Origin of the sequence: Variovorax paradoxus (assembly GCF_030815855.1) — a bacterium.
Classification (GTDB): domain Bacteria; phylum Pseudomonadota; class Gammaproteobacteria; order Burkholderiales; family Burkholderiaceae_C; genus Variovorax; species Variovorax paradoxus_M.
Genome location: NZ_JAUSXG010000001.1, coordinates 3,555,698 through 3,575,460, shown reverse-complemented (window position 1 = coordinate 3,575,460; position 19,763 = coordinate 3,555,698). Strand labels below are relative to the sequence as shown.

Here is a 19,763-nt window from a genome sequence, read left to right as displayed (position 1 = left end):
TTGAACCAATGCTGTCACTCCGACGCCTCCTGCCGCTCTTCGCCGTCCACGTGGTCGGTGCCGGCCAAGCCGCGCGAGGCGAGCATGACGACCAGGAACAGCGCGGTCATCGCAAAGCCGATCACGATCGCGGTCAGCACCAGGGCCTGCGGCATCGGGTCGGCCGTGTTGGCCAGCGTGGACGTGAAGCCCTTCACCAGCACGGGTTCGCTGTCGAGCTTGAGCCGCCCCATGCTGAAGATGAAGAGGTTGACCGCGTACGAGATGAGCGTGAGACCCATGATCACCTGGAAGGTGCGCGGGCGCAGCAGCAGGTACACGCCCGAACCGGTGAGCACGCCGATGGCGAGTGCGAGCACGATTTCCATCAGTGCACCCCCTCCACGGCTTCGGACTGGGCCTGGGCTTCCTTTTCTGCCTGCTCGTCGGCCCAGCGGTGGCTGCGTATCGACTGGTGGGCCAGCGCGGTGAGGATCAGCATGGTGGCGCCGAGCACCAGCGCGAACACGCCGATGTCGAAGAAGAGGGCGCTCGGCACGTGCAGCTCGCCGAGCACCGGAAGGTGCAGGTGGGCCGTGTGCGTGGTCATGAACGGATAGCCGAACACCACCGCGCCGCCGCCGGTGGCAAGCGCCAGCAGCAGGCCGATGGCGATCCAGCGGCGCGGATAGATACGCAGGTGCTCTTCCACCCATTCGGTGCCCGAAACGATGAACTGAAGCAGCAGCGCCACTGACATGACCAGCCCCGCGACGAAGCCGCCGCCGGGTGCGTTGTGGCCGCGCATGAAGAAGTAGACCGACACCAGCACCGCGAGCGGCAGCAACAGGCGCACCAGCACGGCCGGCACCATCAGGTAGCCCACGGCCGTATCCTTGGCGAGGCGCGGGTTCAGCAGATCGCTGCTGCCGTCGTCGGCCTGCAAGCGCTGCTGCACCGGCAGCGCCATCGATTCGCGCGCCGGACGGAAGCGGCGCAGCAGCGCATACACGGTGAGCGCCACCACGCCGAGCACTGTGATCTCGCCGAAGGTATCGAAAGCGCGGAAGTCCACCAGCATCACGTTGACCACATTGGTGCCGCCGCCTTCGGTGAGCGCGCGTTCGAGGAAGAACGGGGAGATGCTCTGCGGGAACGGCCGCGTCATCATCAGCCACGCGAGCGCCGACATGCCGCTGCCCACGGCAGCCGCCATCAGCAGGTCGCGTCCGCGCCGGCCCCAGGGGCGCAGCCTGGCGCGCGCGGGCTGGACGGCGTCCTTGCTGCGCATCGGCAGCCAGCGCAAGCCCAGCAGAATCAGCACCGTGGTCACGGCTTCGACCACGAGCTGCGTCAGCGCAAGGTCGGGCGCCGAGAACCAGATGTACGTGACCGAGCACACGAGGCCCGCGCCCGAGGCCAGCATCAGCGCGGCGAGCCGGTGGAACTTGGCCAGCCATGCCGCGGCCAGCGCGCAGGCGCCGCCGATGAGCCAGGTCATCGCGAACATCGTCGAAAAAGGCAGCAGCTCGCGGCTGCCGCGCGCCACGGGTGCGGTCCAGAGCGAAACCGCTGCGCCCGCGGCGGCCACGGCGATCAACAACAGCAACTGCGACTGCATGCGCCGGGTGCCCAGCACGCGGCGGCTGCGCCGGCCGGCTTCGCTGAGTTGGGCGAGCAGGTGCTCGAAGATGGCCTGGCCATCGAAACGGTGCAGCAGCGGCGTGTGCTCGAGATCACCGTGCGCGCGGCGGCGGCGTTGCGAGAGGTACAGCGCCATCCCGCCGGCCAGCGCCACGAAGCTCATCGCCAACGGCAGGTTGAAGCCATGCCACACGGCCAGGCTGTATTCGGGCAGCACGCCGCCGACCACCGGCATGGCGGCTGCCGCGAGCAACGGTCCAATGGACCATGCCGGCGCGACGCCGACCACGAGGCACACCAGCACCAGCAGCTCGACGGGCACGCGCATCCAGTGCGGCGGCTCGTGCGGTTGCCGCGGCACGTCGGGCCCGCAGGGCGGACCGAAGAACACGTCGAACACGAAGCGCGCCGAGTAGGCCACGCTGAAGACGCCCGCAATGGTGGCGATGATCGGCAGGCTCACGGTGATCCACGGCGTCGCCTGGATGAACACCGTCTCGGCGAAGAACATCTCCTTCGAGAGAAAGCCGTTGAGCAGCGGCACGCCGGCCATCGATGCGCTCGCGATGACGGCCAGCGTGCCGGTGATCGGCATCAGCCGCATCAGGCCGCTGAGCTTGCGGATGTCACGCGTGCCGCTCTCGTGGTCGATGATGCCGGCCGCCATGAAGAGCGAGGCCTTGAAGGTCGCATGGTTCATGACGTGGAATACCGCCGCCACCGCCGCGAGCGGGCTGTTGAGCCCGAGCAGCAGCGTGATGAGCCCGAGGTGCGAGATGGTCGAGTAGGCCAGCAGCGCCTTCAGGTCGCGTTGGAACATGGCGACGAAGCCGCCGAGCAGCAGCGTGATGGCGCCCGCGCCGCCCACCAGCCAGAACCACATCTCGGTGCCCGACAGCACCGGCCACAGGCGCGCCATCAGGAACACGCCGAGCTTCACCATGGTGGCCGAATGCAGGTAGGCCGAGACGGGCGTGGGCGCTGCCATGGCGCGCGGCAGCCAGAAGTGGAACGGGAACTGCGCGCTCTTGGTGAAGGCGCCGAGCAGGATCAGCACCAGCGCGGTGGGGTACAGCGCATGCGCGCGGATTGCGTTGCCCGAGGCGAGCACCACGTCGAGTTCGTAGCTGCCCGCAATGCGGCCCAGCACCAGCGCGCCCGCCAGCAGGCAAAGTCCGCCGGCGCCGGTCACGGTCAGCGCCATGCGCGCGCCGCGCCGCGCATCGCGCCGGTGATGCCAATACCCGATCAGCAGGAACGAGAACAGGCTGGTGAGTTCCCAGAACAGCACCAGCTGGATGAGGTTGCCCGAGAGCACCACGCCCATCATCGCGCCCATGAACGCGAGAAAGAACGAGAAGAAGCGCGGCACCGGGTCGGAGGCCGACATGTAGTAGCGCGCATAGAGCACCACCAGCGCGCCGATGCCGAGCACCAGCATGCAGAAAAGCCATGCGAAGCCGTCCATGCGGAAGACGAGGTTGAGGCCGAGTTCCGGCAGCCACGCGATTTCCTGGCGCAGCACGTTGCCGTGTGCGATTTGCGGAAAGAACCATGCGGCCTGCACCGCGCAGCCCAGTGCGACGAGCCCCGCCAGGGTCGACTCCCGATTGCGCGCGTTCGACGGCATCAACGCGGCCAGCACGCTGGCAATAAAGGGAAGTGCGACAAGAAAGACCAGGGGCATTGCGGTCGATTCTATCGACCGGCCCACTGTCTAAGGCGGGTTGAAACAGCAAGGCGTGGGGCTGTTTTCGCGTGCCGGACGCGGTGAAAAACTAGCCCAGCGCGAACTGCACGGTGCGTATGCCCAGCCAGGTCAGCATCAGCGACCCGCCCAGATGCAGCATGCTGGTGCCCAGCGCCAGCAGCGGCCGTCCCTCGAGCAGCAGCGTGACGACTTCGGCCGAGAAACTCGAGAAGGTCGTGAGGCCGCCGAGAAAGCCGGTGATGAGCAGCAGGCGCCACACCGGATCGAGCTGCGGCATGGCCTGGAAGGCGCCGACCGCCACGCCCACCAGGTAGCCGCCGATCAGGTTGGCGGCCAGCGTGCCGTAGGGCACGGGCCCGCCTGTGTTGAGCCACAGGCCGAGGCCCCACCTCGCCATGGCGCCAAAGGAGGCACCGACGCAAATCGCAAGAACCGGCAACGCGGGCATCCGTTTTTTTTCTCTTTCTTTACTTCTCGACACCCATCACCACGTTGGGCAGGACCGTGACGATACTCGGGAACAGCGTGATCAGCACGATGCACAGCACCAGGCAGAAGAAGAACGGAATCGCCGCCTTGGCGATCACGTTGCTGTCCTTCCCCGTCATGTTCTGCAGCACGAAGAGATTGAACCCCACCGGCGGCGTGACCTCGGCGATCTCGACCAGGAGCACGATGAAGATGCCGAACCAGATCAGGTCGAAGCCCGCCTTCTGGATCATCGGCAGCACCACCGCGCTGGTCAGCACGATCATCGAGATGCCGTCGAGCGCCGTGCCCAGCACCAGGTACACCAGCACCAGCGCGCCGATCAGCGCGTAGGGCGACAGGTGCATGCTGTCGACCCACTCGGCCAGCTCGCGCGGGATGCCCGTGAAGGCCATGGTCTTGGTGAGAAAGGCGGCGCCGGCCAGGATGAACATGATCATGCAGCTGGTGCGCGTGGCGCCCATGATCCCTTCCTTGAAGTTCTTCCAGGTGAGGCTCTTGCCCCAGGCCGCGATGGCCAGTGAGCCCAGCACGCCGAAGGCCGCGCACTCGGTGGCCGTGGCCCAGCCCGCCACCAGCACCCACACGATGAAGACGATCAGCAGCGCGCACGGAATGAGATTGCCCGAGAGCCGGATCTTCTCCATGAAGGTGGTCGGCGGATCGGCCGGCGGGACCTGGTCGGGGTTGCGCAGGCTCCACCAGCCGATGTAGCCCGAGAACAGCAGCATCAGCAGAAAGCCCGGCAGGAAGCCGGCCAGGAAGATGCGGATGATCGAGGCGTCAGCCGCCACGGCGTACACCACCATCGTGATCGACGGCGGAATGAGGATGCCCAGCGTGCCGGCGGTGGCGAGCGAGCCGATGGCCAGCTTCTCGTTGTAGCCGCGGCGCTTGAGTTCGGGCAGCGCCACCTTGGCGATGGTGGCGCAGGTGGCAGCCGATGAGCCCGAGACCGAGCCGAACACGCCGCAGCCAAGAATGGTGGTGTGCATCAGCCGGCCGGGCACGCGGTTGAGCCAGGGACGCAGGCCCTCGAACATCTCTTCGCTGAGCTTGGTGCGAAAGAGGATCTCGCCCATCCAGATGAAGAGCGGCAGCGCAGCGAGCTCCCAGCTCGCATTGCTTTCCCAGAAGGCCGAGAACAGGTTCTTGCCCGGCAGCGTGTTGGTGAAGAAGGCCTGGCCGACCCAGCCGACGATGGCGAGGGTCATGGCGATCCACACGCCACCGGCGAGCAGCAGCAGCATGATGCCGAGCAGCAGCGCGCCCATCAAAAGGGTTTCGAGCATCGGATATCTTTGTTGTTGTCGTTCAGACGATCAGACGTCGGAGGAGAAGTCGCCCGCGGCGTGGCGTTCTTCGATCGCGCGCTGGTAGCTCGGCTTCTCGCCGCGCACCACGCCCACCAGTTCGTCGATCATCGCGATCAGCAGCAGCCAGCAGCCGATCACGAAGGTCGATTGCGGAATCCAGATCGGGATGACCACGAGGCCGGTCGCCATCTCGGCGAATTCGTAGCTCTCGTAGGTGAAGCTGGTGGCCCAGTAGGTGAGATAGGCCACCGACACCGAGGCGATCAGCAGGCAGATCACGTCGAGCACGCGCCGCGCCTTGGCCGGCACTGCGTCGAGCAGCAGCGTCACGCGCACGAAGTCGCCGTGCCGGAAGGCATGCGCCATCGCGAAGAACGCGGCGGCGGCACACAGCCAGGAAACGACGTCGTTGAGTCCGCTCACGTGCCAGTTCATCTGGCGGCCCACGCCGGCCAGGATCATCAGCACGAAGATCAGGAACACGCAGAACGCGCCGAGCGCGCCTGCGCCGTCGTACAGGCGATCCAGGAATCGGCGCATGGATTACTTTTTCTTGTAAGCGTCGACGATCGCAGCGCCGTCCGCGCCCGTGGCCTTGAGCCAGTCGGCCTGCATGATGCCGCCGACCTGGCGCATGTCGGCATCGAGCTTGGGCGAAGGCTTGTGCACCTTCATGCCGCGCTCGGCGAGCAGGCGCTTGTACTCGTCGTTTTTCTCCTGCGCGATTTTCCAGCCGCGCGCTTCGGCGTCGGCCGCCGCCTTGGTGACGGCAGCCTTGGTGGTCGCGTCGAGCGCGTCGAAGGCCTTGGCGTTGACGAGGATCGCGTTCTTCGGAATCCAGGCTTGCGTGTCGTAGAAATTCTTGATGTGCTCGTAGGTCTTGGTGTCGTAACCGGTCGATCCCGAGCTCATGTAGCTCTCGATCACGCCCGTGGCCATGGCGGCGCTGAGTTCGGCCTGCTGGATCTGCACCGGCTGGGCGCCGATCAGTTCGGCGATCTTGGCGGTGGCCGGGCTGTAGGCGCGCCACTTGATGCCGCGAAGGTCGGCCACCGAGCTGATCTCCTTCTTGGAATAGATGCCTTGCGGTGCCCACGGCACCACGAACAGAACCTTGATGCCCTGGGCTGCGAGCAGCTTTTCCATGGCGGGCTTGGAAGCATCGTAGAGCTTGCGCGCTTCGGGATAGGTGGTGGCAAGGAAGGGGACGCCGTCGAGCGCGTAGATGGGGTTTTCGTTCGCGTAGTTGGCCAGCAGGATCTCGCCGGCCTGCGCCTGGCCGCTCTGCACGGCGCGCTTGATCTCGGGCGCCTTGAACAGCGAGGCGTTGGCATGCACCGTGATCTTGACCTTGCCGCCGGTGGCCGCGTCCACGTCTTTCGCGAACTGCGTGATGTTCTCGGTGTGGTAGTTGGTCGCCGGGTAGGCGGTGGGCAGATCCCACTTGGTTTGCGCGAAGGCCGCGGCGCCAAGGGTGAGGCCAGCCAGGGCAATGCCGAACTTGTGATTCATGAGCGCTCCGGAACGTATGAAAGTGAAAACGAAAGCGAGCATACGTGCAAATTTCGGGCCATCGCTGAGGCATTTCCCTGCCACGCGGCAGCAAAAAGCCGCCCTGAAGGCGGCTTGATTTTGCGATGCTGCCGGCGTGCCGCGAGCGCGGCTCGGGCAGCGGACCCCGTGCGCTGAATCAGGGTTTGGCCGGCTTAGCGTCGACGGCGGGGGCGGCCGCTGCCTTCACGGGCTTGGTGGTCTTGTCAGCCTTGGCTGCGGCAGATGGTGCGGCGGCTTGGCCGCCAAAGGCTTGGCCATTCACCGTGAGGCCTTCGGCCGACAGCTTTCCGGCCTTCTTTTCCTTCACGCCCTTGACGCGCTGCATGAGGTCGGGCCAATCCTTGAACTCGCCTTCCTTGCGGGCGTCGAGGATGCGCTTGGACATCGCCGGGCCGACGCCCTTGATGCCATCGAGGTCGGCTGCGGTGCCCTTGTTGACGTCGACTGCGGCGAATGAGGCAACTGCAAACAACATGGCCACGACGGCCAGGATTTTCTTCAGCATGATTTCAAGCTCCCTGATGTGTTGGTTTGACTGTCTGCCGACAGAGACGTCGGCTCGCGTTCAACGAGTTCAGGGAAAGGGGCGTTGACGGCCTTGCGCGTTGAAGAGCCGCTGGTCACCATTGTTCCGAACCATGTTCGGAACGTTGCTCAGAGTTCCTCGACGCGGCGCGGCGGGTAGCTGTCCCAGGCCTGGCAGCCGGGGCAGTGCCAGAAGTGCTGGTGCGCCTCGAAGCCGCATGCCGCGCAGCGGTAGCGCATGAGCGGGCGGGTGGCCTGGTCGAGCGCGCGCTGCACCTGCGGATGGAACTGCTCGTGCTCGAAGCGCTCGCCGGCCAGCCAGCGCGATGCGGCCACCAGCGAGGGCTGTTGCGCGAGATGCGCGATGTAGCCGTCGCGCGGCGCGAGCGGCTGCCCGTCGGCCGCCGGAACGGCCGCGGTGGGCGAGCCGCCGAGTGCCATCAGCGCCTCGAGCACGTCGATCGACGGCGAATCGGCATAGCGCCGCTGCAGCAGCGCAAGCGCTTCGCCTTCGCGGTGCGCGGCCACTGCGGCCTGCTGCAGTGCCGGTGCATACAGCGGTAGCGCGAGCGGGGCGGTGTCGCTCAGGGCAAGAAGGGTGTCGAATGCGGTGGTCGCCTCCCCATTGCGCAGCTGCAGCGTGGCGGAATCGATGGCCGGCCGAGGTGCCTGCGGAGCCAGTGCGACCGCCTCGGAGAGCAGCCGGCCCGCCGCGGCCACATCGCCGGCCGCGACCTGTTCGGCGGCCTGCTCGCACAGATGGTGCGCCCGGCGCGTGCTGTAGCTCGCCTGGTCGGACTCGTCGAGCTTCTGTGCCACGTCGGCGGCCTGGGTCCATTCGCGCGAGCGCTCGTAGATGGCCAGCAGCGAGAGCCGCGCTTCGTTCTCGTAGCGCGTGCCCTCGAGCTTTTGCAACGCGGCTTCGGCTCGGTCGAGCAGGCCGGCGCGCAGGAAGTCTTGCGCCAGCGCGTGCTGCGCACGCTCCCGGTCGGCGCGGCTCAGGTCGCCGCGGCCCAGCAGGTGCTCGTGCACGCGCACCGCACGCTGGTATTCGCCGCGCCGGCGAAACAGGTTGCCGAGCGCGAAGTGCAGCTCCTGCGTGTCGGGGTCGTTCTGCACGGCCTCGATGAATGCGTCGATGGCTTGGTCCTGCTGCTCGTTGAGCAGGAAGTTGAGGCCGCGGAAATAAGCCTTGGGGGCCTGCCTGTTCTCGAGCTTGAGCTGCCGGATGTCGAAGCGCGACGCGAGCCAGCCCAGGACAAAAGCGACGGGCAGGCTGATCAGCAACCAGCTGGGATCAAAGTCCATGTTGACGTACGGCGGGGAGGTCGGTGGCGGAAATGGAAGGCGGCGGCGCGGACGCTGGCGCGGTCGGCGCGGGGGCGGTTGCTGCGGCGTCGCCGCGCGAGGCCGGAATTTGTGCAGCCGCGGCGCGGTGCTTCCACCATCCGGGCAGCATGCCGAGCGCGCCTACCACCAGGCCGCCGGCAAAGGCTGCGAGCACGACCAGGACCAGGGGCGCACGCCAGTAGGTGCCGAAGAAGAAATAGACGGTCGCGTCGTGCTGGTTATTCAGCGCGAAGGCGAAAAGCGTAAAAAAAATGGCTGCCTTGAGCAGCCACAGGAGGTATTTCATGCACGTTCCCGTTGGCGGGACGATTCTACGTTTGGAGCCATTCGCCGATCAGGTCTTCGGGCTCTTGGCGCCCAGCTCGGCGGTCTTTGCATCGACCGCTTCGCGCAGCGCCTTGCCCGGCTTGAAATGCGGCACCCGCTTTTCCGGAATCTGAACGCTTTCGCCGGAACGCGGATTGCGGCCGATGCGCGGCGGACGCCGGTTGACCGAGAAGCTGCCGAAACCGCGGATCTCGATGCGGTGCCCGCGCACCAGCGCGTCGCTCATCGCGTCGAGGATGGTCTTGACGGCGTATTCGGCATCGCGGTGCGTCAGCTGCGCAAAGCGCGCTGCGAGTTCTTCGACGAGGTCAGAGCGGGTCATAGGCCAAACAAAAACGTGGACGAAAAAAAAGACAGAGCGGCCCCGGGGCCTGCTCTGTCTTCCGACTCAGCTTACTTGCTGTCGTTGTTGTCGAGCTTGGCGCGCAGCAGGGCGCCCAGGCTCGTCGTGCCCGCGTTTTCGCGTGCCGACTGCTGGCTCAGGTTGGCCATGGCGCCTTGTTCGTCGACCATGTCCTTCTGCTTGATCGACAGCTGGATGTTGCGGGTCTTGCGATCCACATTCAGCACGATGGCAGTGACTTCGTCGCCTTCCTTCAGCACGTTGCGGGCATCTTCGACGCGGTCGCGTGAGATTTCCGAAGCACGCAGGTAGCCGAGGATGTCTTCGCCGAGGTCGATTTCAGCGCCGCGGGCATCAACCGTCTTGACCTTGCCGGTCACGATCTGGCCCTTGTCGTTCACGGTGGTGAACGTGGTGAACGGATCGCTGTCGAGCTGCTTGATGCCCAGGCTGATGCGCTCGCGGTCGACGTCGACTGCCAGCACGATGGCTTCGACTTCCTGGCCCTTCTTGTAGTTGCGAACGGCGGTTTCGCCGGCTTCGTTCCACGAGAGGTCCGAGAGGTGAACCAGGCCGTCGATGCCGGCAGCCAGACCCACGAACACGCCGAAGTCGGTGATCGACTTGATCGGGCCCTTGACGCGGTCGCCGCGCTTGGTGTTCTGCGCGAACTCTTGCCACGGGTTGGCCTTGCACTGCTTCATGCCCAGGCTGATGCGGCGCTTGTCTTCGTCGATTTCGAGGACCATGACTTCGACTTCGTCGCCCAGCGAGACGATCTTGTTCGGAGCGATGTTCTTGTTGGTCCAGTCCATTTCGGAGACGTGCACCAGGCCTTCGATGCCGGGTTCGAGTTCGACGAACGCGCCGTAGTCGGCAATGTTCGTGACCTTGCCGAACAGGCGGGTCGATTGCGGGTAGCGGCGCGAAACGCCCATCCACGGGTCGTCGCCCATTTGCTTGAGACCCAGCGAGACACGGTTCTTTTCGGTGTCGAACTTGAGGATCTTGGCGGTGATTTCCTGGCCGGCCTGAACGACTTCGCTCGGGTGGCGAACACGGCGCCATGCCATGTCGGTGATGTGCAGCAGGCCGTCGATGCCGCCGAGGTCGACGAACGCACCGTATTCGGTGATGTTCTTGACCACGCCGCGGACAACAGCGCCTTCCTTCAGGGTTTCCATCAGCTTGGCGCGTTCTTCGCCCATGCTGGCTTCAACCACGGCACGGCGCGACAACACGACGTTGTTGCGCTTGCGGTCGAGCTTGATGACCTTGAATTCGAGGGTCTTGTTTTCGTACGGGGTCAGGTCCTTGATCGGACGCGTGTCGATCAGCGAGCCCGGCAGGAATGCGCGGATGCCGTTGACGAGCACGGTGAGGCCGCCCTTGACCTTGCCGCTGGTGGTGCCGGTGACGAAGTCGCCCGATTCCAGGGCCTTCTCCAGAGCGAGCCACGAAGCCAGACGCTTGGCGGTGTCGCGCGAGAGGATGGTGTCGCCGTAGCCGTTTTCAACGCTGCCGATGGCAACGGAAACGAAATCGCCGGCCTGGACTTCGAGTTCGCCCTTGTCGTTCTTGAACTCCTCGATCGGCACGTACGCTTCGGACTTGAGGCCGGCGTTCACGACGACGTGGTTGTGTTCGACGCGCACGACTTCGGCCGTGATGACCTCGCCGGTGCGCATTTCGGAACGCTTCAGGGACTCTTCGAATAGGTCGGCAAAAGATTCAGACATTTATGGTTCCTTCCGTCAGGCAGGGTTGGCAGGCGCTATTGCGAAATTGCGTGCGGCTGCTGTAAGTCTGGAGACGGCGGTTTGTGGGCGGGTGCCCGGGTTGGTTGAACAACCAGAAGGCCGGTGCGCTGTCGCGCGAGAAGAGCCTGCTGGAGCGGTAGGCGCCATCCGGACGACCCGGTTGGCGCGAGCCTTTCAAGCGGACTTGAAGGGCCGTACTTCAAACCGCTCAAGCGGGCTTGAACGGTTGAATTTCCTGCCACCAGTTCAACACCGTATCGATCGATTGCTCGATGGACAGCTGGGAGTTGTCGAGGTGGCGGGCATCCTGCGCCGGCTTGAGAGGGGCGACGCTGCGGGACGAGTCCCTGGCGTCGCGTGCTTCCAAGTCGGAGCGAAGACTGTCGAGTGTAGTCGAAATACCCTTTGAAATCAACTGCTTATGCCGGCGTTCAGCCCTCTGGGCCGCGCTGGCCGTCAGGAAGACCTTGAGCCCTGCGTCGGGGAAGATCACGGTCCCCATGTCGCGGCCGTCCGCCACCAGGCCCGGAAGCTGCCGAAAGCGCTGCTGAAGGGCCAGGAGCGCCTCGCGCACGGCGGGAAGCGTGGAAACGCGGGACGCGTCCATGCCTGCGGCTTCGGTGCGGATTTCGTCGCTCACGTCCTCGCCGGCCAGCAGGACCTTGCCTTCGGCGAAGAGCAGCGGAAGGGTGCTCGCGAGCGCGGCGATCTGCGCCTCGTGCTGCGGGTCGGCGCTAAGCCCGGCGCGCCGCATGGCCAAGCCGGTTACGCGGTACAGCGAACCCGAATCCAGGTAGTGGTAGCCCAGCAGGCGCGCGACTTCGGCTGCCAGCGTGCCCTTGCCCGACGCGGTCGGGCCGTCGATGCAGATCACAGGCACCTCGGCGGCTTCGGCCACCGAGAACAGCGTTTCGAAGTAGTCTGGAAAAGTCTTGGCGACGCAATGGGGCTCGAGAATGCGCACCGGCACCCCGGCCGGGTTGAACGCCGCGAGCGAGAAACACATCGCCACGCGATGATCGTCGTAGGTGCGGATGATGGCGGGTTGCCAATCGGCCGAGGCGAGCGGATGCACCCGGATGAAATCGGGACCGGATTCCACCATGGCGCCCAGCTTTTTCAGCTCGTTGGCCATGGCGTCGATGCGGTCCGTTTCCTTGACCCGCCAGCTGGCGATGTTGCGCAGCGTGCTCGGACCGTCGGCGTAGAGGGCCATCACGGCCAGCGTCATCGCGGCATCGGGAATGTGGTTCGCGTCGAGATCGATGGCCTTGAGGGGCCAGGCGCCGCGGCGCACTTCGAGCCAGTTCGGCCCGCTGTCGACCTGCGCGCCCATTTGCCGGGCGGCGTCGATGAAGCGGATGTCGCCCTGGATCGAATCGGCGCCGACGCCTTCGATCCGGATGCCGTTCCGGCCCGACGTGCCCGTTGCAATGGCGCCCAGCGCGATGAAATAGCTGGCGGACGAGGCGTCGGCCTCGACATGGATACCGCCCGGCGAGCTGTAGCTGCTACCGGCCGGAATGGTGAAGCGCTCCCAGCCGTCACGGCGCACGGCGATGCCGAAGCGCGCCAGCAGGTTCAGCGTGATCTCGATATACGGTTTGGAGATGAGTTCGCCTACGACCTCGATGACGATGTCTTTGCCGGCTGCCAGCGGCAATGCCAGTAGGAGGGCGGTCAGGAACTGGCTCGACACGTCGCCGCGCACGCGGATCGGCGCATCGAGCACCAGCTCGCCGTGATCGACCGGCCGGATGCGCAGCGGCGGATAGCCGGGGTTGCCGAGATAGTCGATGCGGCAGCCGAGCTGGGTCAGTGCATCGACCAGATCGCCGATCGGCCGCTCATGCATGCGAGGGACGCCGCTCAGTTCGAAATCGCCGCCGAGCAGCGACAGGGCCGCGGTGAGCGGTCGCATCGCCGTACCGGCATTGCCAAGAAAGAGCGCCAGCAGTTGGTCGTTGGACTTCAGTTGCCCGCCGATGCCGGTGATGCGCAGCGTGCTGCCCGCTGCATCGATGCCGCAGCCGAGCGCGCGCAGCGCATCGAGCATCACGCGGGTGTCGTCGGAGTCGAGCAGGTCGTGAATGGTGGTGGTGCCGCTCGCGAGCGCGGCCAGCAGCAGCACGCGGTTCGAAATGCTCTTGGAGCCCGGCAGCCGGACGGTGCCCGCGGCCGCCGCCAGCGGGGGAATGTCGAGGAATGCCGTCGAGAACATGTCAGGAGTCCTGCGAGGCGTCGGTGTTGGGCTGCCAGGCGGCGCGGACCTTTCGGGCGGCGGCAATCGATTGCTCCAGCGCCTGGGCGTCGGCCGCGCCCATCAGCGCCTCGAGGTCCAGCAGCGCCTTGCGGAAGGCCTGCGACTGCAGCAGCACCTGCTCGCGGTTGGCGAGCAGCACGTCGCGCCACATGACCGAATCGCTGGCCGCGATGCGCGAAAAATCGCGAAAGCCGGGCCCCGCAAGGCTCAGAAAGCGGTCGCCCTGCGGCTGCGCGATGAGGGCGTTGACATAGGCAAAGGCCAGCAGGTGCGGCAGATGGCTCACCGCTGCAAAGGCACTGTCGTGCTCTTCGTGCGTCATGGTGACGACATTGGCGCCAATGCCGCTCCAGAGCTGCGAAGCCCGCTGCACGTTCGAGCGCAGCGTGGCCTTGACCGGCGTCAGCACGACCTTGCGGCCGACGTACAGCGAAGCTTCGGCATGTTCGATGCCGGACACCTCCTTGCCGGCGATCGGGTGGGCCGGAACGAAGTTCGCGAACTGGCCTTGCAAACCGTTGCGCGCGGCTTCGATCACGTCGCCCTTGGTCGACCCCACGTCCATCACCAGCGTGTCGGTCGACATGCCGTGGCGGATGGCCTTGAAGGTCGCTTCCGATGCCGCCACCGGCACGGCCAGCAGCACGAGGTCGGCGCCCGAAACCGCGAGCAGCGCGGAAGGCGCCACCACGTCGATCACGCCGAGCTGGCGAGCCCGCTCGGTGGTGGAGGGCGATTTGCTGTAGCCGACCACCCGTTTCACGAGCTTCGCGCGCTTGAGCGCGAGCGCGAAGGAGCCGCCCATGAGGCCGCAGCCGATCAATCCCAATTGCTCGAACATGGTGCGTGTCCGGCTCAGGCTTTGACGGGGTAGGCGCCAAGCACCTTGTAGAACGCGCAGAGCCCGCGCAGTTCGGCCAGCGCGGCGGCCACGTTGGGCTGCGAGGGATGGCCGTCGAGGTCGATGTAGAAGTAGTACTCCCACTGGCCGGTGCGCGCGGGGCGCGATTCGAAGCGGGTCATGGACACGTTGTTGAGCTTCAGCGGCACCAGAAGGTCGTGCACGGCGCCGGGGCGGTTCGGCACGGAAACGATCAGGCTCGTGCAATCGCGTCCCGATGCCGGCGGCATGGCCAGCGTCTGCGGCAGGCAGATCACCGAGAAGCGGGTGCGGTTGTACGAATCGTCCTGGATGGCGTGCGCGACGATGTGCAGCCCGAACCGGGTGGCGGCGCGTTCGCCGGCCAACGCGGCCCAGGCCGGGTTGGTGGCCGCGAGTCGCGCGCCTTCGGCGTTGCTCGAAACGGCGCGCCGCTCGGCGTTGGGCAGGTGCTTCGAAAGCCAGGTCTGGCACTGTGCCAGCGCTTGCGGGTGGGCCAGCACCGCCTCCACCCCGTCGAGCGTGTTGCTGCTGCGCAGCAGATGGTGGCGCACCAGCAGGCTGACCTCGCCGACCACGTGGGTGGGCGAATGCAGGAACAGGTCGAGCGAGCGCGTGACCACGCCCTCGGTCGAGTTTTCGACGCCCACCACGCCGTACTGGGCACTGCCCGCGGCCGTGGCGTGAAACACCTCGTCGAAACTCGCGCAGTAGATCAGGTCGGCGGCACCGCCGAAGTATTCGATGGCCGCCTGCTCGCAGAAGGTGCCCTCGGGCCCCAGCACCGCGACGCGCTGCGGCGACTCGAGCGCCAGGCAGGCCGACATGATCTCGCGCCAGATGGCCGCCACATGCAGGTCCTTGAGCGGACCGCCGTTGCTCTTTTGCATCTTCTCGATGACTTGCGCCACGCGGTCGGGGCGGAAATACGGCGTGCCCTCACGTTTCTTGACCTCGCCGACCAGCTCCGCCACGTGGGCCCGCTCATTGAGCAGGCTGAGCAGTTGCTGGTCGAGCGAGTCGATCTGCACGCGCAGACCGGCAAGGCTTTCGGAGTTGTCGGGAGAGGAGGGCGGTGTTGGAGCGGAGGCGGTCATCGGTGCGAGCAGCTAGGGCATGCGCCTAGGCATGCGATCGCTCGAATTCTCGCATGTAGCTCACCAATGCCTGTACGCCTTCCAGCGGCATGGCGTTGTAGATGCTCGCGCGCATGCCGCCGACCGACTTGTGGCCCTTGAGCTGCAGCAGGCCGGCCTCCCGCGCACCGGCCAGGAACGCCTCGTTGCGGCTTTCGTCGGCGAGGAAGAAAGGCACGTTCATGCGCGAGCGGCAGCTCGGGTCGATTTTGTTGACGTAGAAGCCGGAAGCGTCGATGAACCCGTACAGCAGGTTCGCCTTCGCAATGTTGCGCTGCTCCATGGCGGCGATGCCGGTGAGCGCGCCTTCGGTTTGTTGCAGCAACCACTGAAAAGTCAGCCCTGCCATGTAGATGCCCCACGTCGGCGGGGTGTTGTACATGGACTTGTTGTCGGCGACCGTCTTGTAGTTGAACGCGCTCGGGCAGATCTCGAGCGCACGGCCGAGCAGGTCGTCGCGCACGATCACGAGCGTCAGGCCGGCCGGGCCGAGGTTCTTCTGTGCGCCGCCGAATGCAAGGCCGACGCGGCTCCAGTCGATGCTGCGCGACGCCACGTGCGACGAAAAATCGATGACCAGCGGCGCATTGCTGCCGAGGGTCGAGAGGTCGGGCAGCTGCTGAAACTCGATGCCGTTGATGGTCTCGTTGGTGCAGAGGTGCACGTACGAGGCGTCTTGGCTCAGCTGCCAGGTCGAGGGATCTGGCAGCTTGGTGTGATGGTCGCCGGCGTTGCTGGCGGCGATGTGCGCAGTGCAATAGCGCTGCGCTTCTTTCTGGGACTTGATGCTCCAGCTGCCGGTGATCACGAAGTCGGCGGTTTTGCCGCGCGACAGGTTCATCGGCACGATGGCGTTCTCGCCGAGTCCGCCACCCTGCATGAAGAGGATGTGGAAGTGCTCGGGCACAGCCAGCAGCGTGCGGATGTCGGCTTCGGCCCGGGTGCAGATGGCGCCGAATTCCTTGCCGCGATGGCTCATTTCCATCACGCTCATTCCGCTGCCCTGCCAATCGAGCATTTCGGAGGCGGCGCGTTGCAGCACCGCCTCCGGCATGGCGGCCGGACCGGCGGAAAAATTGTACGGACGCGCGCCGGCGGGTTTGGGCTGCTGCTGTTGTGTCACGTCACTTCTTGGCGGGAGCCTTGGCCGGGGCCTTGGCGGGAGCGGCGCCTTGCTGGCCGCCAGTCGGCGCACCCAGTGCCTTGGCCACGTTTTCGTCGAGCGCACGCATCTTGGGTTCGATGGTGGCGCGCGTTTCGGTCACGAGCTTTTCGGTCAACGCGGTCTGCATCTTGGGATTGAGGTCCTGATACTTCTTGCTGAGCGGCGAGTTGATCCAGGCCAGCAGCTGCTTGAGTTCTTCCTCGCTGAAGTTCTGCTCGAGCAACGGGGTCAGGGCGGTGGGTGCCAGCTGCACGGCCTTGTCGCGCACGATCGGGTAGGCGTCGTCGAAGTACTTCTTGAGTTCGGCGTCGGCTGCCTTGGCGGCCGATTCGCGCTTGGCTTCGGGCACCTGCGTTTGCAGGTACTGCGAACCGGCTTGGGCAATCGGGGCGCTCGATTGTTCGACCAGGCCGCGTGCCAGCGATTCGATGCCGGGGCGCTGCACATCGATGAACTGCTTGATAAGCGCGGCTTTGTCCTGGGCCATGGCGGCCATCGAGCTGCCAGCCAGGGCGACAGTCAGAAGTGCGAGCTTGAATTTTTTCACTGAGGGTTCTCCGTTGAAGATGTGGAAGTATCGTCTGCGTCCGGCTCGATCTCGCCGTTGGCGTCGTTCTCGACGATACGCTGTAGCCCGCTTAGTTTGGCGCCTTCGTCGAGCCCGATCAGCGTGACGCCTTGCGTTGCGCGACCTAGTTCACGAATCTCGGCTACACGGGTGCGCACAAGCACGCCCTTGTCGGTGATGAGCATGATCTCATCGTCCGCATGCACGAGGGTGGCGGCAACGACTTTGCCGTTGCGCTCACTCTGTTGAATCGCAATCATGCCTTTGGTTCCGCGGCCATGGCGGGTGTACTCGGTAATGCTTGTGCGCTTTCCGTAACCATTTTCGGTGGCGGTGAGCACGCTTTGCTGTTCGTCCTCGGCCACCAGCATGGCGATCACGCCTTGCCCCGCATCGAGCGACATGCCGCGCACGCCGCGCGCATTGCGGCCCAGCGGACGCACGTCTTCTTCGTCGAAGCGAACGGCCTTGCCGCCGTCGCTGAACAGCATCACGTCGTGCTTGCCGTCGGTAAGGGCCGCGCCGATGAGGTAGTCGCCTTCGTCGAGGTTCACGGCAATGATGCCGCCCTTGCGGGGGTTGTTGAATTCGTCGAGCGTGGTTTTCTTGACCGTGCCCATCGACGTGGCCATGAACACGTACTGGTCGGCCGGGAAGTTGCGCTTCTCGCCGGTGAGCGCGAGTGCCACGTTGATCTTCTCGCCTTCCTGCAGCGGGAACATGTTGACGATGGGGCGGCCCCGCGAACCGCGCGAACCCGCCGGTACTTCCCACACCTTGAGCCAGTAGAGCCGGCCGCGGTTGGAGAAACACAGGATGTAGTCGTGCGTATTGGCAATGAAGAGCTGGTCGATCCAGTCGTCTTCCTTCGTCACGGTGGCCTGCTTGCCGCGGCCGCCGCGCTTTTGCGCGCGGTATTCGTTCAGCGGCTGGCTCTTGATGTAGCCGCTGTGCGAAAGCGTGACCACCATGTCGGTCGGTGTGATCAGGTCTTCGGTCGAGAGATCGAAGGCGCTGTGCTCCACCAGGCTGCGGCGCGCGCCGAGCTTCGACTGGCCGAACTCGTGCTTGATGGTGCCGAGCTCTTCACCAATGATGACCGAGACCCGTTCGGGCTTGGACAGGATGTCGAGCAGGTCGTCGATCTCGGCCATGACCTCCTTGTATTCGGCAACGATCTTGTCCTGCTCGAGGCCGGTGAGGCGCTGCAGGCGCATCTGCAGGATTTCTTGCGCCTGGGTTTCCGACAGGCGATAGAGACCGTCCGAGCCCATGCCGAACTCGCGCTCCAGGCCTTCGGGACGGTAGTCGTCGGCGTTGACCACGCCGCCGTCGGCGCGCGAACGCGTGAGCATCTCGCGCACCAGCTTGCTGTCCCAGCTGCGGGTCATGAGTTCGGCCTTGGCGACCGGCGGCGTGGGCGACTCGCGGATGATGCGGATGAACTCGTCGATGTTGGCCAGCGCCACCGCCAGGCCTTCGAGCACGTGGCCGCGTTCGCGGGCCTTGCGCAGGGTGAAGACGGTGCGGCGCGTCACCACTTCGCGGCGGTGCTGCAGGAAGACCTCGATCAGGTCCTTCAGATTGCACAGCTTGGGCTGGCCGTCGACCAGCGCCACCATGTTGATGCCGAAGGTGTCCTGCAGCTGCGTCTGCTTGTAGAGGTTGTTGAGCACCACCTCGGGTACTTCGCCGCGCTTGAGTTCGATCACCAGGCGCATGCCCGACTTGTCGGACTCGTCCTGGATGTGGCTGATGCCCTCGATCTTCTTCTCGTGCACCAGTTCGGCCATGCGCTCCTGCAGCGTCTTCTTGTTGACCTGGTAGGGGAGCTCGTCGACGATGATCGCCTGGCGCTGGCCGCGATCGATGTCCTCGAAGTGGCATTTGGCGCGCATCACGACCTTGCCCCGGCCGGTGCGGTAGCCGTCCCGCACACCATTGATGCCGTAAATGATGCCGGCGGTCGGGAAGTCGGGCGCCGGCACGATTTCCATCAGTTCGTCGATGGTGGCCTGCGGATTGCGCAGCATGTGCAGGCAGGCATCCACCACCTCATTGAGATTGTGCGGTGGAATATTGGTGGCCATGCCCACCGCAATACCGCCGGAGCCATTCACCAGCAAATTGGGCAGTTTGCTCGGCAGGACCTTGGGTTCTTTTTCGGAGCCGTCGTAATTGTCTTGAAAATCGACCGTTTCCTTGTCGATATCCGCCAGCATTTCGTGCGCAATTTTGGCCAGCCGGATTTCCGTATACCGCATTGCGGCCGCGTTGTCTCCGTCGACCGAGCCGAAGTTACCTTGTCCGTCCACCAGCATATGGCGCATGGAAAAGTCCTGCGCCAGCCGCACGATGGTGTCGTAGACCGACTGGTCGCCGTGCGGGTGGTACTTACCGATCACGTCGCCCACGATACGGGCGGACTTCTTGTAGGCCCGGTTCCAGTCGTTGTTGAGCTCGTGCATGGCAAACAGCACGCGCCGGTGCACGGGCTTGAGGCCGTCGCGCGCATCGGGGAGCGCTCGGCCCACGATCACGCTCATGGCGTAATCGAGATAGCTGCTGCGCATTTCCTCTTCAAGACTGATGGGCAGGGTTTCTTTGGCGAATGAGGTCATGAGCGAGAGGCTGGCGGCAGGAAGGCGAAATTTTACGCTGTGAGGGGTGTCGTACCGCCGCAACAGATGGCGGCTATTCCGCCTCCGTCCTACGCTTCCGGGGTGCCCGCCGGGCTGTTTGCCAAAGACCCT

At 65.3% G+C, this 19,763-nt stretch carries 17 protein-coding genes; all 17 read right to left on the bottom strand.

The genetic code is table 11. The features are described from left to right. Positions 1-14 precede the first annotated feature (14 nt). The 17 genes from QFZ42_RS17090 to gyrA all read right to left on the bottom strand — a co-directional run bounded on the left by QFZ42_RS17090 (position 15) and on the right by gyrA (position 19,631). Positions 15-368: a Na+/H+ antiporter subunit C gene (locus QFZ42_RS17090; RefSeq protein WP_307702097.1), complete on the bottom strand. Its 354-nt coding sequence runs from the start codon at positions 366-368 to the stop codon at positions 15-17. Next, positions 368-3,310 carry a monovalent cation/H+ antiporter subunit A gene (locus QFZ42_RS17085; protein WP_307702096.1) on the bottom strand — a complete coding sequence of 981 codons (2,943 nt, stop codon included), beginning with the start codon at positions 3,308-3,310 and terminating at the stop codon, positions 368-370. Before QFZ42_RS17085 ends, QFZ42_RS17090 begins: the two co-directional genes overlap by 1 nt. A gap of 91 nt (positions 3,311-3,401) precedes the next feature. Next, positions 3,402-3,782 carry a fluoride efflux transporter CrcB gene (gene crcB, locus QFZ42_RS17080; protein ID WP_307702095.1) on the bottom strand — a complete coding sequence of 127 codons (381 nt, stop codon included), beginning with the start codon at positions 3,780-3,782 and terminating at the stop codon, positions 3,402-3,404. A gap of 19 nt (positions 3,783-3,801) precedes the next feature. Continuing rightward, complete coding sequence (locus QFZ42_RS17075; RefSeq protein ID WP_307702094.1) at positions 3,802-5,115, bottom strand: TRAP transporter large permease; 1,314 nt, start codon at positions 5,113-5,115, stop codon at positions 3,802-3,804. A gap of 30 nt (positions 5,116-5,145) precedes the next feature. Continuing rightward, positions 5,146-5,679, bottom strand: a complete 534-nt coding sequence (locus tag QFZ42_RS17070) for a TRAP transporter small permease (RefSeq protein WP_307702093.1) — start codon at positions 5,677-5,679, stop codon at positions 5,146-5,148. Between the two features lie 3 nt (positions 5,680-5,682). After that, a complete protein-coding gene (locus QFZ42_RS17065) occupies positions 5,683-6,651 on the bottom strand; it encodes a TRAP transporter substrate-binding protein (RefSeq protein WP_307702092.1) in 969 nt (322 codons plus the stop codon). Positions 6,652-6,829: 178 nt separating this feature from the next. Next, a complete protein-coding gene (locus tag QFZ42_RS17060) occupies positions 6,830-7,198 on the bottom strand; it encodes a ComEA family DNA-binding protein (protein ID WP_307702091.1) in 369 nt (122 codons plus the stop codon). A 149-nt stretch (positions 7,199-7,347) separates the two neighbouring features. Next, a complete protein-coding gene (gene lapB / locus QFZ42_RS17055) occupies positions 7,348-8,526 on the bottom strand; it encodes a lipopolysaccharide assembly protein LapB (RefSeq protein ID WP_307702090.1) in 1,179 nt (392 codons plus the stop codon). Then, the gene (locus QFZ42_RS17050) at positions 8,516-8,854 is read right to left on the bottom strand and encodes a LapA family protein (RefSeq protein WP_307702089.1); all 339 of its coding nucleotides are present in this window, start codon (positions 8,852-8,854) and stop codon (positions 8,516-8,518) included. The genes lapB and QFZ42_RS17050 overlap by 11 nt, the downstream gene beginning before the upstream one ends. A gap of 48 nt (positions 8,855-8,902) precedes the next feature. After that, on the bottom strand, positions 8,903-9,217 hold the full coding sequence (locus QFZ42_RS17045) for an integration host factor subunit beta (RefSeq protein ID WP_307702088.1): 315 nt from the start codon (positions 9,215-9,217) through the stop codon (positions 8,903-8,905). Positions 9,218-9,288: 71 nt separating this feature from the next. After that, complete coding sequence (rpsA, locus tag QFZ42_RS17040; RefSeq protein WP_281149803.1) at positions 9,289-10,977, bottom strand: 30S ribosomal protein S1; 1,689 nt, start codon at positions 10,975-10,977, stop codon at positions 9,289-9,291. A 229-nt stretch (positions 10,978-11,206) separates the two neighbouring features. Beyond that, entirely contained in the window at positions 11,207-13,219 is a 2,013-nt protein-coding gene (locus QFZ42_RS17035) for a bifunctional 3-phosphoshikimate 1-carboxyvinyltransferase/cytidylate kinase (RefSeq protein ID WP_307702087.1), read from the bottom strand. A gap of 1 nt (position 13,220) precedes the next feature. Next, positions 13,221-14,102, bottom strand: coding sequence for a prephenate dehydrogenase (locus tag QFZ42_RS17030; RefSeq protein ID WP_307702086.1), 882 nt, complete (start codon positions 14,100-14,102; stop codon positions 13,221-13,223). 14 nt (positions 14,103-14,116) lie between these two features. Further along, positions 14,117-15,238 carry a prephenate dehydratase gene (gene pheA, locus QFZ42_RS17025; RefSeq protein WP_307702085.1) on the bottom strand — a complete coding sequence of 374 codons (1,122 nt, stop codon included), beginning with the start codon at positions 15,236-15,238 and terminating at the stop codon, positions 14,117-14,119. A 25-nt stretch (positions 15,239-15,263) separates the two neighbouring features. Then, positions 15,264-16,400 (bottom strand): 3-phosphoserine/phosphohydroxythreonine transaminase, encoded by a 1,137-nt coding sequence (serC, locus tag QFZ42_RS17020; protein ID WP_307702084.1) that lies wholly within the window; start codon positions 16,398-16,400, stop codon positions 15,264-15,266. A gap of 1 nt (position 16,401) precedes the next feature. Then, positions 16,402-16,989 carry a DUF2059 domain-containing protein gene (locus QFZ42_RS17015; protein ID WP_307702083.1) on the bottom strand — a complete coding sequence of 196 codons (588 nt, stop codon included), beginning with the start codon at positions 16,987-16,989 and terminating at the stop codon, positions 16,402-16,404. Further along, positions 16,986-19,631: a DNA gyrase subunit A gene (gyrA, locus tag QFZ42_RS17010; RefSeq protein ID WP_307702082.1), complete on the bottom strand. Its 2,646-nt coding sequence runs from the start codon at positions 19,629-19,631 to the stop codon at positions 16,986-16,988. Before gyrA ends, QFZ42_RS17015 begins: the two co-directional genes overlap by 4 nt. Between the last annotated feature and the right edge of the window lie 132 nt (positions 19,632-19,763).